Origin of the sequence: Microvirga brassicacearum, assembly GCF_008757455.1 — a bacterium.
GTDB classification, from domain to species: domain Bacteria; phylum Pseudomonadota; class Alphaproteobacteria; order Rhizobiales; family Beijerinckiaceae; genus Microvirga; species Microvirga brassicacearum.
The window spans coordinates 1-13,495 of sequence record NZ_VCMV01000014.1 but is presented as its reverse complement, the minus strand read 5'-3'; the positions used below and the strand labels follow the sequence as shown (position 1 = coordinate 13,495).

The window sequence follows — 13,495 nt, the reverse complement described above, 5'->3', positions numbered from 1 at the left end:
CCACGCGGCGATGCTCTTCAACTCATTCATCTTCCTGTTCGGATTCTTGCCGGTTGCGCTCCTGAGCCATTGGCTGGTCGAGCGATTCCGGCCGGACTGGCGGCTGCCGCTGCTCGCATTCCTGTCGTTCATCTTCTACGGCTACTGGGATTGGCGCTTCATTCCGCTGCTGGCGCTCTCGATCCTCGTCAACTGGATCGTCGCCCAGAGCTTCATCCGCACCGGCCGCAGCATTCTGATTCCCCTCGCCATCGGCGCCAATCTCGCGGTGCTGGCGGTGTTCAAGTATTTCAACTTCTTCGCCGATCTGGCGAACCTGATTCCGGGGCTGCACGCGCCGCATTACGACATCGCGCTGCCGCTCGGCATCTCGTTCTTCACCTTCCACCACATCATGTATTTGACGGATCTGAAGGCCGGGAAGGCGCCGCGCTACGATCTCGTCCGCTATTCGCTCTATATCGGGTTCTTCCCGCAGGTTCTCGCCGGCCCGCTGGTGCGGTGGAGCGAGATCATGCACCAGTTCGAGGAGCGGCCGTATCTCCGGCCGGACGCCGCCGAGCGGGTTGCCCGCGGGCTGATGCTGCTGGTCTGCGGTCTCGCCAAAAAAGTGTTCATCGGCGACCAGTTGGCCGAATATGTGAACCCGGTCTTTCAGGCCGCGGAAGCCGGCAAGGCCATTGCCATGGGCGAGGCCTGGCAGGCGACGCTCGGCTTCACGTTCCAGATCTATTTCGATTTCTCGGGCTATACCGACATGGCCCTGGGGCTCGCGCTGCTGTTCGGCATCGTGCTGCCGCAGAATTTCGACGCGCCCTACCGGTCGGTGTCGCTGCAGGATTTCTGGCGCCGCTGGCACATGACCCTGTCCCGGTTCCTGCGCGATTATCTCTATATCGCCATGGGCGGCAACCGCAAAGGGCTCGCCATGCAGGTGGCGGCCCTGTTCGCCACCATGACCCTCGGCGGTCTGTGGCATGGCGCGGGGCTGACATTCGTCGCCTGGGGTGCGGCGCACGGGGCGGTGCTGGGCGCAGGCGTGCTTTGGCGCAAGGCCGGGCGCTCCATGCCGAGCTGGCTCGGCTGGGGCCTGACCTTCGCGTTCGTGATGCTGACCTGGGTGCTCTTCCGAGCCACCAGTTTTGAGGCCGCCATCAGGGTATATGAGGGCCTTCTCGGTCTCGGCCCGCAGGGATTTGCGTTCAAGTGGCGTGCTATCGCGCTCGCGGCCGCCGTCGCGGTGATCGGCCCGACCGCCTGGACCTTCGTCCACAAGATGCCGCCGCAGCGCTGGATCGCCGTCGCCTTCGCGGTGCTCCTGGTGATGGTGCTGTTCAAGGTCGGCGACGATGCGAATTATGAATTCATCTATTTCCAGTTCTGACCCGGCCCGCTGGAGGCGGTTCTCGGCGGTGCTTCTGGCCGTCGCCGCCGCGGTTCTGGGCCTGATCGTCGCGGCGACCTACGCCACCGACCCCTACGATACCGGACGCTCCAACCTGCTGCCGAAACCCGGCGTGCGTCCGCAAGGTCCGCGGACGGCGGCGGCGAGCCGCGGGCGGGATCAGGCGTATAACGCAACGATCGTCGGCAATTCGCATATTCAGCTGCTCTCGCCCGAGCGCCTCAAGACCTCGACCGGGCTCGACTTCGTCCAGCTCGCGGTTCCCGCCACGGGCCCCAAGGAACATTTCACGCTCATCGAGTGGTTCCTGCGCCATCGGGAGCGTCCGGTGCGGGCCCTGATCGTCAGCGCCGACGCCATGTGGTGCAATCCCGATCCGGCGATGCCGAACGACAAGCCGTTCCCGTTCTGGCTGTTTTCGCAAAGTCCCCTCGAATATCTCCGCGGCCTCCTGCGCTACGACATCCTCGAGGAGACCCCGCGACGCCTCGGCTATGTTTTCGACACGGACGCCGAGCGCGCCCGCCCGGATGGCTATTGGGATTACGAACCTGACTATATCGGCCTTGGCTATGACCGGGACCCGGTCCTGAGGCAGCGTCTCGAGCAAAAGCCCCACGGTAAGGCGGCCTTAGTCGAGCACGACCCGCTGGCAGGAAAGCGCCGCTTCCCGACCGCCGAAAAATTGCGGGAGGTCGCGCGGACGCTCCCGGCGGAGGCTGCCCTCATCGTGGTGTTTCCCGCCACCTACACCAATTTCCAGCCTCCGCCCGGCACCGAGCCGGCCTATCACGATGCGGCCTGCAAGAAGGCCATCACGGAGGCGGCGCGGAGCCATGCCAAGTCGGCGGTGGTCGATTGGCGCGTCCAGCGGGCCGAGAATCAGGAGGCGAGCCTGTTTTTCGACATGAGCCATTATCGCCAGCCGATCGCCCGGGCGATGGAGGCGGACATCGCGCAGGCTCTCGCAAAATTGAACTGAGCCACCGGGCTGAGCGACGGACCCGTGCGGCAAAATGTTCTTTTGCCACAACGTCGGCGACTTCCTCAGCGTCACAGGGGGCGCACCCGGTCGGATATTAGACAAACCGGTGACGCTGAACTCCGTTGTGGCGGACCGCGCGAGTGTATATAGGGGCGCGACAGTACATCGGGATAAAACGGCCCACATGACGAATATTGAAATCGCCGAGGGTTATCGACCAACCGAAGAGGAGCCGTTCATGAGCGAACGGCAGCGGGAATATTTCCGGCGCAAGCTCATCCGTTGGAAGGGCGACATCCTGAAAGAAGCCCAGGAAACCCTCGCTACCCTGCAGAACGAAAACGAGAATCACCCGGATCTCGCAGACCGGGCTTCCTCCGAAACCGACCGTGCCATCGAGCTTCGCGCCCGCGACCGCCAGCGCAAGCTCATCGCCAAGATCGACGCCGCCCTCGCGCGGATCGATGATGGCAGCTACGGCTATTGCGAAGAGACGGGCGACCCGATCTCGCTCAAGCGGCTCGAAGCCCGCCCCATCGCCACCCTGTCGCTCGAAGCGCAGGAGCGTCACGAGCGCAACGAGCGGGTCTATCGGGACGACTGATCCTCCTCCATCCGACAACAAAAAGGGCTCCGTACGCGGAGCCCTTTTTCGTTTCGGGATTGCAGGATCAGCCCTTCTTGCCGGTGTCCAGCGGCCGCCCGAGCAGCCGGGCGAATTCCGCCTCGATCTCCTCGACCGAGAACGGATCGGCCACCTTCTCGGTGGGCTTTTGCGGACCGGCGGTCTCGGCCCGCTCCGGAGCCGGTCGGGTCTCCGGCTCCGTCGGGCCCTGTGCCTCGGTTTCGCGGGGTTCGACCGCGACGACTTCCGCGCTGGCCGTGACCTCGTCGGCAAGGATAATGGGGGTGCCGACATCAGGCGAGCCGCCCGCGGGCGCGGTGGGCTCCAGCAGATCGTCATCCTCGAGATCCGGATTGTCCTCGATGGCGGCCGAGGCCAGCTCCGACCGATCATGCTCCGATGACACCGGAGTGGCCGGACGCTTGAGCGCTTCCTCGAGCTGCTTGGCCATGTCCGAGAGGATCGCCGCGTCGGGTGCGGCCCGGTCATTGGCGGCGTTCTCGGTCGCCCGCACCGGGCCGATCGGAAAGATCGGCGGCGCCGGCGGCGGGGGCGCGGGTGGAGGAGGCGCCGGCGGTTGCGGCGTCGGCCGCGACTGGAAAATCGGCGGCATGTAGCTCGGGCGCGGCTCGACCCGCACGGGCGGCGCCTCGGCGGGCTGACGCGGGGTGGACTCGGATTCGGGGCGGAAGCCGTCGATCGACGGGCCCGCGCCATAGGGCGCCGCACCGACTTTGAGGACCGGCTCCGGGCGCGCCTGTTCGGGCGCGCTCGCAGGAGCCTCTTCGTCGCCGGCCTCCTCGGAGGGGCGTTTCATGAAGCTGCCGAGCTGCGCCGCGAGCTGCGTCTCGATGGAGGGCCTGCCGGGAGTTTCGACCTGCGGACGGGTGGGCTCGAAGGCCGGCTCGAATCGATCGGCGCCTTGCTCGGTGGACGCCGCGGGAATCCTCGCGCCGGCGACGCGCACGATATTGGTTTCGATGACCACGTCGTTGAGGCCGCCGATCAGCAGCAGATGCTCGACATTGTCACGGCGCAACAGGACCAGTTGCCGTTGCCGGTCGAGATCGTAGATATCGACGACGCCGAGGCGGGGTTGCCGGGCGCGGGAGCGGTCGGGGCCGTTCATCATGAGCCGTCCGCCCGTCAATTTGCGGAGAACCAATCCAAACAGCGCGACCAGACCGAGGATGATCGCGAAAGCGATGACGTACTGGGCCGCCCGTGACGCTTCGATACCAAATTGAGACAGCACGATGAACTCTCAAATTTTGTGGGGCCATTGAAGGCCACGTTCCTGAACGGCTTTGTAACACATCGATCAGCAAAGGAAGCCGCAAGGTTAATGGATGGTTAACGATGCACCTCGCCAAGGGAAGCCAACGTCTGGTCGTCACTTGGGTTCACATTGCGGCAACACTGTGCTGGCGGGCGACCCGTTTCCCCAGCGCTAGCCGCCGGGGTGGTCATCCCCGCAGGCTTTCGGGGGACAATGAAGACCCTCTTGTACGGCCTTAGAGGTCAATCAATAAATTCTGTGTAGTATGCGGCCACAACCAACCTCGCAGATCCGAGGCGCGCTCCGGCATCGCCCACCTTCCTCAAGGGGATATCGAACTTCCATGGCTTATGAGGGCGACACGCAAGCGGCTGACCCGATCGATCGCTCCGATCGTCCGGGCCATATCGGCCTTGTTCTGCTACTGGCGACGATTCTCGTCGGGGCGATCCTGAGCCTGCGTTATCTCGGCAGCGATCAGGCCCAGCCGCTGATCCTCGGCTTGCTGGCGTTCTTCGCGATGGCGGGCGTGTTCTTCCTGTTCGCGATTGCGATCGGCGTCATGCAATTTGGCACCAAGTCGGTTCGCAACGATATCACCAAGCTCATGGCCGACACCTCCAGTGACGGCCTCATCGTCATCGAGGATGACGGGCGCGTGGTCTACGCCAACAAGGCCTATCTCGACCTCGCCGGCTCGAGCGGCGGCGATATCAGGGCCGTCGAGCGTCTCTTCACCGGCGCGCCGGAAGTTTCGGAGGCGATCTACCGTCTGGCCCAATCGGCCCGTGAACATCGCACGGGTTCGGAGGAAATCCGCCTGTCCCCCTCGCTCGACGGGACCCAGGAATTCGGCTGGTACCGGGTCCGCGTCCGCGCCTTGCCGCGCAACGGCGCACAGGCCGCCTTATGGACCATCGCCGACGTCACCCATGAGCGGGAGCGCCAGGAAAACGTCTTTCAGGAATTGCAGCACGCCATCGATTATCTCGATCACGCGCCTGCCGGTTTCCTGTCGATCGATCCGGACGGCAACATCGTCTATCTGAATGCGACGCTCGCCTCCTGGCTCGATTACGACCTCGCGCAGGTCGGCTCCGGCGGGCTTGGTCTGGCCGACGTGGTGCCGCGCAACGTGGTGGCGATGATGACGTCATTCTCCGGCGAGCCCGGCAGCGTGCGCACCGAAACCTTCGATCTCGATCTGCGCCGCCGCAACGGCCAGTTCCTGCCGGTCCGGCTCTATCACCGCATCGCCTTCGGGCAGGACGGCGCGATGGGCGCCTCGCGGACGCTGGTGCTGAACCGGTCGCCGGGTCTCGACGTGGATGAGGGCCAGCGTGCCGCCGAAGTGCGGTTTGCGCGTTTCTTCAACAACACGCCGATCGCCATCGCGACGGTCAATCGGCAGGGCCGCATCCTGCAGGCCAACGCCCCGTTCACGCGGTTGTTCGGCACCCTGCCGCGCACGGGGGAAGGCGTCGACGGCCCGCTGATCACCGACGCGTTTCGTGACGGCGAGGGCGCGCAGGTGGCGGCAGCGCTGAAGGCCGCCGGCGAAAGCCGCGGCGATATTCCGCCGCTCGAACTGCACACCGCCGGCGAAAAGAGCGGCTCGGTGCGCGTGTGGGTGACGCCGGTGAGCGACAATGCGGCGGATGGCGAAGCGGCGATCCTCTACGCCTTCGACACCACCGATTTCCGCAAGGTCGAAGAACAGCTCGCGCAATCGCAGAAGATGAACGCGGTCGGCCAGCTTGCGGGCGGCGTCGCGCACGATTTCAACAATGTGTTGCAGGCGATCATCGGCTACAGCGATCTTCTGCTCGCCAATCACCGCCCGACCGATCCGTCCTTCCAGGACATCATGCAGATCAAGCAGAACGCCAACCGGGCCGCGAGCCTGGTGCGCCAGCTGCTCGCCTTCTCGCGCCGCCAGACCCTGCGGCCGGAAGTGCTGAACCTCAACGACCGGCTCTACGAACTCTCGATGCTGCTGAAGCGCCTGCTCGGCGAGCGCGTCGAACTCGACCTCAGCCACGGCCGCGACCTGTGGTTCGTGAAGGCCGACGTGAACCAGTTCGAGCAGGTGGTGGTGAACCTCGCGGTCAATGCGCGCGATGCGATGCCGGATGGCGGCAAGCTGGTGATCCGGACGATGAACCTGCCCGAAAGCGAAGCCGCGCGGCTGCATGTGAGCGGCATGCCGGCGGCCGATTACGTGGTGGTCGAGGTGTCGGATAGCGGTACCGGCATGGATGCCGGCGTGATGGAGAAGATTTTCGAACCCTTCTTCACCACCAAGGAGATGGGCAAGGGCACCGGCCTCGGCCTCTCGACCGTGTTCGGCATCGTCAAGCAATCGGGCGGCTTCATCGACGTCGATTCGAAGCTCGGACGCGGCACGATCTTCCGCATCTACATGCCGCGCCACATCCCCGAGGCGCATGAACTGCCGGACGACACCAAGCCCGAGACCGTCAAGAAGCCGGCCGCCGACATGACCGGGCAGGGCACTATCCTGCTCGTCGAGGACGAGGACCCGGTCCGCGCCGTCAATTCGCGGGCGCTTTCGGCCCGTGGCTATACGGTGCTGGAGGCCGCCTCCGGCGTCGAGGCGATGCAGATCATCGAGGCGCGCGGCGCGCCGGTCGATCTCGTCGTCTCCGACGTGGTGATGCCCGAAATGGACGGGCCGACCCTGCTGGGCGAATTACGCAAGCTCTATCCCGACCTCAAGGTCATCTTCGTCTCCGGCTATGCCGAAGACGCCTTCCGCCGCAACCTGCCCGAAGGGGAGGAGTTCAACTTCCTGCCCAAGCCCTTCAGCCTGCGCCAGCTGGTGGAGACCGTGAAGCAGGTGATCGGGAAGTAGGGAAACTCATCAGTCCGAAGGCAGCAGCGGCGCCTCAATTAGCGCGTGCCAATAAGTAGGACACGAATGAGGCGCACGCGCCGAGCATAAATAATGCATCTGCCTCGTCGACTTGGGCCTCCTCTTTGAACACGAGCGCATGTCGCACACCTTCTTCGTCGCTTGAGTATCCGTACAGTGAGCCGAACGCGGCCTTGAGGCTGCCGTGCAAGTGGCCCTGCTTTTCTAACGCGCTAAGTGCCGGGCCGAGGGTGGTTGTGTCAGGCGCAAGGCGAATGGCGATGGCTTCGACAGCGTGGATGCTTTCCCTAACGCTACCGGCCCAGTCCGAATTACGAAGCGCCATGCCTGCCGCCAGCAAGTGCTTTCTCGCCGCACCCGCACTATTTTCTGCCGCATCCACAACGGCCTTCTCGAACGCTGCGGCCTGTTCTTCTGTGCCAATGGCGACGATCTGACCATCAATGATGCGGTAGGCTGCGCGCGCCGTGACAAACGCGCTCGCAAGCTCACTCTTCAGCTCGTCACTGCATTTTGGATGCCGGACCAAAAATTCAATTAGATTAAATAGCGGTCCGATCTTCGCGCCCTGGAAAAAATTTTTGAGACTTATTCGCCAGTCGTAAGGCGAGTTCTCATATATATCCGGATCCGCCTTCAGGAAGAGAACGTGCAGGTCCCTCGTCACCCTCTCCCAACGGTCGTTGAAATATGAATGATCATAACCCGAGCGGGTGTTTCGCCCAATTTCAAGTCCAACGTAGTATTCTATCATTCGCCGCAAATCGTCGGATGCCTCGCCCAATTTTAGCTGTGGGGGAATGGGATCCAGGCCGGTGCGCTGCGAGAACGGCATGTAAGGCTGCGGATCATCTGGCATCTAACAGGTGTACAGCAAATTGCCCCGCTTCGATAAGTTGGGCGGCGGATTATCAACATTCGTTTCGTATTTTGCCGAGGCACCTTTCGGCGCTTCTAGTCGGCGGGACCTAACGCCACCCGTCCGTTGACGAGGAAAGCTGTAAAATTCGGCAATTCGAGACGACACTCCAGCCGAGGAAATTTCAGACGTGTCCAACACCCTTATTGGGGAATAATATCCATGAGAACAAAAAAAGAACTTGCGCCTTGGAACAAACCGGGTACGTTTATCTCACAAACCCGCGTTGAGACTCAATAGCCCTCCGTGCCATAAGGATGCTCAGGTCATGTCGCAGTCGTCTCTGAGACTGGTGGAAAATTCATCGATGGATAAAGACAGGTCGAAAGCTCTGGATGCAGCGCTTTCTCAAATCGAGCGCTCGTTCGGCAAGGGCTCGATCATGCGGTTGGGCAAGAATCAGAAGATCGAGGAGATCGAGGTCGTCTCGACCGGCTCCCTCGGCCTCGACATCGCGCTCGGCGTCGGCGGGCTGCCACGCGGTCGCGTCATCGAGATCTACGGCCCCGAATCGTCCGGCAAGACGACGCTGGCGCTGCATACGGTGGCCGAAGCGCAGAAGAAGGGCGGCGTCTGCGCCTTCGTCGACGCGGAACACGCGCTCGATACGGCCTATGCCCGCAAGCTCGGCGTCGCTCTCGACGATCTCCTGATCTCGCAGCCCGATACGGGCGAGCAGGCGCTTGAGATCTGCGACACGCTGGTGCGCTCCGGCGCCATCGACGTGCTGGTTATCGATTCGGTGGCGGCGCTGACGCCGAAGGCCGAACTCGACGGCGAGATGGGTGACGTGCAGCCCGGCCTCCAGGCCCGCCTCATGAGCCAGGCCCTGCGCAAGCTCACCGGTTCGATCTCACGCTCGAACACCATGGTGATCTTCATCAACCAGATCCGCATGAAGATCGGCGTCATGTACGGCTCGCCCGAAACGACGACGGGCGGCAACGCGCTCAAATTCTACGCCTCGGTCCGCCTCGATATCCGCCGCGTCTCGACGCTCAAGGACCGCGATGATCCGATCGGCAACTCGGTGCGCGTGAAGGTGGTCAAGAACAAGGTTGCGCCGCCCTTCAAGCAGGTCGAGTTCGACATCATGTTCGGCGAGGGCGTGTCCAAGGTCGGCGAACTCATCGATCTCGGCGTCAAGGCCGGCATCGTCGAGAAATCCGGCGCCTGGTTCTCCTATGACAGCCAGCGTCTCGGCCAGGGCCGCGAGAACTCAAAGCAGTTCCTGCGCGACAACCCGGAAGTCGCCGACAAGATCGAAGGCCTCATCCGCCAGAATGCCGGCCTGCTCGCCGACCGCATCCTCGATCAGGCCACCCCCACGGCGGACGATCTCGACGAGGGCGTCGCGTAGGCCATCTCCGAATTTTGCTCTCCTTCAAGGGGCAAACCAAAGGCCGTCGCGAGCGATCGCGGCGGTCTTTTCTGTTGCGGCTGTTGAGGAGCGAATGGAGGGAGCAGCGAATTGCGAATTGCGAATGGCGAGTGGTGAGTGATGAGTGATGAGTGATGAGTGGTGAGTGGTGAGTGGGAAAGTGGGGGTCAGAAGTACGGGCATCCCGCCTGCGGCCGTCATGGCCGGGCTTGACCCGGCCACCCACGTTCTTCTTGCGACGCGCGGGGTTAAGGCGTGGGTGCCCGGGTCAAGCCCGGCCATGACGCTCGGATCGTAGGTTTATCTCTGCATGAGCCCTTAAAAGCTCGTAATCATTGAAATCCCGATGCCCTCGAACCGGTCCATCGCCATCAGCGCCGCCGGTGCCTCATCGAGCGAAATGTGCCTGCCGATCAGCGCCTGCGGCTTCAGCTTGCCGGTTTCGATCATGTCCATCATCGCCTGATAGCGGAACGCCTGCATGCCGTGGCTGCCGAGGATTTCCAGTTCGTGGGCGATGATCTGGTCCATCGGGACCTGCGGACGGTTGTGGCCGCCCAGCATCAGGCCGACCTGCACGTGGCGGCCGCGGCGGCGCAGATTGGCGATGGAGTTGAAGCAGGTGGTGGGGTGGCCGAGCGCATCCATCGACATATGCGCGCCGCCCTTCGTGATCTCCCGCACCGCGCCGACCACATCCTCGGTCTGCGATGCATTCACGGTCGCCACGGCGCCGATCGTCCGCGCGAAGGCGAGCTTTTCCTCCGTCAGGTCGATCGCCACGACGTTCGCTCCCATGGCGCTCGCGATCATGATGGCCGACAGGCCGACGCCGCCGCAGCCATGCACCGCCACCCATTCGCCCGGCTTGACGCGGCCCTGATCGACGATGGCGCGGAACGACGTGACGAAACGGCAACCGAGGCTTGCCGCCGCGGTAAAATCGAGATCGTCCGGCAGGGCGACGAGGTTGGTGTCGGCAAAATCGATGGCGACGTATTCGGCAAACGAACCCCACGCGGTGAAGCCGGGCTGGAATTGCTGCTCGCAGACCTGATGGTTGCCGGAATGACATTCGGCGCAATGGCCGCAACCGCCGACGAACGGCACCGTGACCCGGTCGCCGATGCGCCAGCGGGAGACCCCCTTCCCGACCGCCTGAACGGTCCCCGCCAGTTCGTGGCCCGGCACGTGCGGCAGGACGATATCCGAATCATGCCCCATCCAGCCGTGCCAATCGCTCCGGCAGAGGCCGGTCGCCTCGACCTTGACGACCACTCCCTCAAGGGAGGGCGCGGGATCAGTCACGTTCTGCACGCGCGGCGGCTGGCGGAATTGTTCGAACAGGATGGCTTTCATGGCGGGCGGGCTTCCATTGGGAATTGCGGTGTCGGAGGGCTTACACCCTTCGTGCCCGTAACTGTAGTCGGGCCGAATACGATCGGCGCAACCGCCCGCCGATCCCACCCCCGTCATGGCCGGGCTTGACCCGGCCACCCACGCCTTTCTCGCGCGGGTGGGAAGGCGTGGGTCCCCGAGTCAAGCTCGGGCATGACAGCGGCGGGATGGCAGATCGGCAGCGCTGGTCGCGGAGCAATGACCTAAACGCTCCAACGTCTTGGCCGGGCTTGACCCGGCCATCCACGACTTTTCACGACGGTGCCGGACGATAGTGTGGGTCTCCGGGCCAGGCTCGAGATGACGGGAAGGAGGGAGCTCCTTTATCCGCTTGTCATGAAACCAGCGGGCACATCCCCCGAAACGCCGTTCTCGACAGGACTTGCGCCGCCGTCTAAAACCGGCCCTCCTGCAAGACCTTGCAATACCTTTTTCGGGCCCTCGCGAGCCCCAGTCCCGAGTTTAGATTGTCATGAGCGGCGTCAACGAAATCCGGTCGGCCTTCCTCGATTACTTTGCCCAGAACGGCCACGAAATGGTGCCGTCGAGTTCGCTTGTGCCGCGCAACGACCCGACGCTGATGTTCACCAATGCGGGCATGGTGCAGTTCAAGAACGTGTTCACGGGCGCCGAGAAACGGCCCTATAACCGGGCCACCACGGCGCAGAAATGCGTGCGCGCCGGCGGCAAGCACAACGATCTCGACAATGTGGGCTACACCGCCCGGCACCACACCTTCTTTGAGATGATGGGGAATTTCTCGTTTGGCGATTACTTCAAGGACCGCGCCATCGAGCTGGCGTGGAACCTGATCACCAAGGAGTTCGGCCTCACCAAGGATCGGCTGCTCGTCACCGTCTATCACGACGACGAGGAGGCGGTGTCGCTCTGGAAGAAGATCGCCGGGTTCTCCGATTCGAAGATCATCCGCATCCCCACTTCGGACAATTTCTGGCAGATGGGCGATACCGGCCCGTGCGGCCCGTGCTCGGAAATCTTCATCGACCAGGGCGATGCCCTTCAGGGCGGCCCTCCCGGCAGCCCGGATGAGGATGGCGACCGGTTCCTCGAATTCTGGAACCTGGTCTTCATGCAATACGAGCAGATCGAGCCCGGCAACCGGGTCGACCTGCCGAAGCCCTCGATCGATACCGGCATGGGCCTCGAGCGCATGGCGGCGATCCTGCAGGGCGTCCATTCGAACTATGACACCGATCTCTTCCGCACCCTGATCGAGGCGGTGGCGCATGCGACCGGCGTCGCGCCGGAGGGCGCCCACAAGGCGTCGCAGCGGGTCATCGCCGACCACCTGCGCGCTTCGTCGTTCCTGGTTGCCGATGGTGTGCTGCCGTCGAACGAGGGCCGCGGCTACGTGCTGCGCCGCATCATGCGCCGCGCCATGCGCCATGCGCAGCTTTTGGGCGCGAAGGATCCGCTGATGTACCGGCTCGTTCCCGCCCTGGTGCGCGAGATGGGGCAGGCCTATCCGGAACTGATCCGCGCCGAGCCGCTCATCACCGAGACCCTGAAGCTCGAGGAAACCCGCTTTCGCAAGACGCTTGAACGCGGCCTGTCGATTCTCGACGAGGAAACGCGCTCGCTCACCAAGGGTCAGAACCTCTCGGGCGAGACGGCATTCACGCTCTACGACACCTTCGGCTTCCCGCTCGATCTCACGCAGGATGCGCTCAAAGCCCGCGGCATCGGCGTCGATACCGATACGTTCAAGGCCGCTATGGAGCGCCAGCGTCAGATGGCGCGCGCCGCCTGGTCCGGCTCGGGTGAAGCGGCGACCGAAACCGTGTGGTTCGGCATCAAGGAGCGCGTCGGTGCGACCGATTTTCTGGGCTATGACACCGAAGTTGCCGAAGGCCTCGTGGTCGCGCTTCTGAAAGACGGCCAGGAGGTGGCGGAGCTGAAGGCGGGCGAGACCGGCCTCGTGGTCCTCAACCAGACGCCGTTTTATGCCGAATCCGGCGGCCAGAGCGGCGATACCGGGATTCTGCAAGGGGAGGGCGCGCGCGTTCGCGTTACCGGCACGGAAAAGAAACTCGGTGATCTCTTCGTCCATCAGGTTCTGGTCGAGCACGGCGCGTTGAAGATCGATCAATCGCTGGAATTGTCAGTCGATCACGAGCGCCGTTCCGCCATTCGCGCCAACCATTCGGCGACCCATCTGCTGCACGAGGCCCTGCGCCAGGTTCTCGGCGATCACGTGGCGCAAAAGGGTTCGCTCGTCGCGCCGGACCGTTTGCGGTTCGACTTCAGCCACCCCAAGCCCATCGCCGACGAAGAGCTGTCGCGGGTGGAGGACATCGCCAATCGCGTCCTGCTCCAGAACGAACCCGTCGTCACAAAGCTCATGGGCGTCGAGGAGGCGATCGAATCCGGCGCGCGGGCGCTGTTCGGCGAGAAATACGGCGACGAGGTCCGCGTCGTTTCCATGGGCAAGGCCGATGGCAACCGGACGTTTTCGATCGAACTCTGCGGCGGCACGCATGTGAATCGCACCGGCGATATCGGCCTCGTCACCATCGTGGCGGAAGCGGCGGTGGCGGCCGGCGTGCGTCGTCTCGAAGCGATGACGGGCGACACCGCGCGGCGCCA

At 63.6% G+C, this 13,495-nt stretch carries 9 protein-coding genes; 6 read left to right on the top strand and 3 right to left on the bottom strand.

What is annotated here, in order from left to right:
* Positions 1-10 precede the first annotated feature (10 nt).
* The 3 genes from FEZ63_RS10780 to dksA all read left to right on the top strand — a co-directional run bounded on the left by FEZ63_RS10780 (position 11) and on the right by dksA (position 2,994).
* Complete coding sequence (locus FEZ63_RS10780) at positions 11-1,384, top strand: MBOAT family O-acyltransferase (protein WP_150944218.1); 1,374 nt, start codon at positions 11-13, stop codon at positions 1,382-1,384.
* On the top strand, positions 1,359-2,387 hold the full coding sequence (locus FEZ63_RS10775; RefSeq protein ID WP_150944217.1) for a hypothetical protein: 1,029 nt from the start codon (positions 1,359-1,361) through the stop codon (positions 2,385-2,387). The genes FEZ63_RS10780 and FEZ63_RS10775 overlap by 26 nt, the downstream gene beginning before the upstream one ends.
* 187 nt (positions 2,388-2,574) lie before the next feature.
* Positions 2,575-2,994, top strand: coding sequence for an RNA polymerase-binding protein DksA (dksA, locus tag FEZ63_RS10770; RefSeq protein ID WP_150944215.1), 420 nt, complete (start codon positions 2,575-2,577; stop codon positions 2,992-2,994).
* A gap of 67 nt (positions 2,995-3,061) precedes the next feature.
* Here the strand turns inward: dksA and FEZ63_RS10765 are convergent, their stop codons facing one another.
* The gene (locus FEZ63_RS10765; protein ID WP_150944213.1) at positions 3,062-4,270 is read right to left on the bottom strand and encodes a flagellar biosynthetic protein FliO; all 1,209 of its coding nucleotides are present in this window, start codon (positions 4,268-4,270) and stop codon (positions 3,062-3,064) included.
* A 367-nt stretch (positions 4,271-4,637) separates the two neighbouring features.
* Here FEZ63_RS10765 and cckA point away from each other — a divergent pair, with 367 nt between their 5' ends.
* Positions 4,638-7,169: a cell cycle histidine kinase CckA gene (gene cckA / locus FEZ63_RS10760; RefSeq protein ID WP_150944211.1), complete on the top strand. Its 2,532-nt coding sequence runs from the start codon at positions 4,638-4,640 to the stop codon at positions 7,167-7,169.
* A gap of 34 nt (positions 7,170-7,203) precedes the next feature.
* On the opposite strand, the gene FEZ63_RS10755 is transcribed toward cckA, so the two are convergent.
* On the bottom strand, positions 7,204-8,025 hold the full coding sequence (locus FEZ63_RS10755; RefSeq protein WP_150944209.1) for an AbiJ-NTD4 domain-containing protein: 822 nt from the start codon (positions 8,023-8,025) through the stop codon (positions 7,204-7,206).
* 352 nt (positions 8,026-8,377) lie between these two features.
* Between FEZ63_RS10755 and recA the strand changes: the two genes are divergently transcribed.
* Positions 8,378-9,469 carry a recombinase RecA gene (gene recA / locus FEZ63_RS10750; RefSeq protein WP_150944207.1) on the top strand — a complete coding sequence of 364 codons (1,092 nt, stop codon included), beginning with the start codon at positions 8,378-8,380 and terminating at the stop codon, positions 9,467-9,469.
* 339 nt (positions 9,470-9,808) lie between these two features.
* Here recA and FEZ63_RS10745 read toward each other — a convergent pair whose 3' ends face one another.
* Positions 9,809-10,849, bottom strand: a complete 1,041-nt coding sequence (locus tag FEZ63_RS10745) for a zinc-dependent alcohol dehydrogenase family protein (protein ID WP_150944618.1) — start codon at positions 10,847-10,849, stop codon at positions 9,809-9,811.
* Between the two features lie 511 nt (positions 10,850-11,360).
* On the opposite strand from FEZ63_RS10745, the gene alaS reads away from it, so the two are divergent.
* The coding region (gene alaS, locus FEZ63_RS10740; RefSeq protein ID WP_150944205.1) for an alanine--tRNA ligase at positions 11,361-13,495 on the top strand (2,135 nt) is incomplete at its 3' end.

What these genes read in the sequence shown, in the direction of transcription:
- FEZ63_RS10780 (WP_150944218.1), top strand. Translation starts at nt 11, where the DNA reads ATGCTCTTCAACTCATTCATCTTCCTGTTCGGATTCTTGCCGGTTGCG.
- FEZ63_RS10745 (WP_150944618.1), bottom strand. Translation starts at nt 10,849, where the DNA reads ATGAAAGCCATCCTGTTCGAACAATTCCGCCAGCCGCCGCGCGTGCAG.
- FEZ63_RS10755 (WP_150944209.1), bottom strand. Translation starts at nt 8,025, where the DNA reads ATGCCGTTCTCGCAGCGCACCGGCCTGGATCCCATTCCCCCACAGCTA.
- recA (WP_150944207.1), top strand. Translation starts at nt 8,378, where the DNA reads ATGTCGCAGTCGTCTCTGAGACTGGTGGAAAATTCATCGATGGATAAA.
- cckA (WP_150944211.1), top strand. Translation starts at nt 4,638, where the DNA reads ATGGCTTATGAGGGCGACACGCAAGCGGCTGACCCGATCGATCGCTCC.
- dksA (WP_150944215.1), top strand. Translation starts at nt 2,575, where the DNA reads ATGACGAATATTGAAATCGCCGAGGGTTATCGACCAACCGAAGAGGAG.
- FEZ63_RS10775 (WP_150944217.1), top strand. Translation starts at nt 1,359, where the DNA reads ATGAATTCATCTATTTCCAGTTCTGACCCGGCCCGCTGGAGGCGGTTC.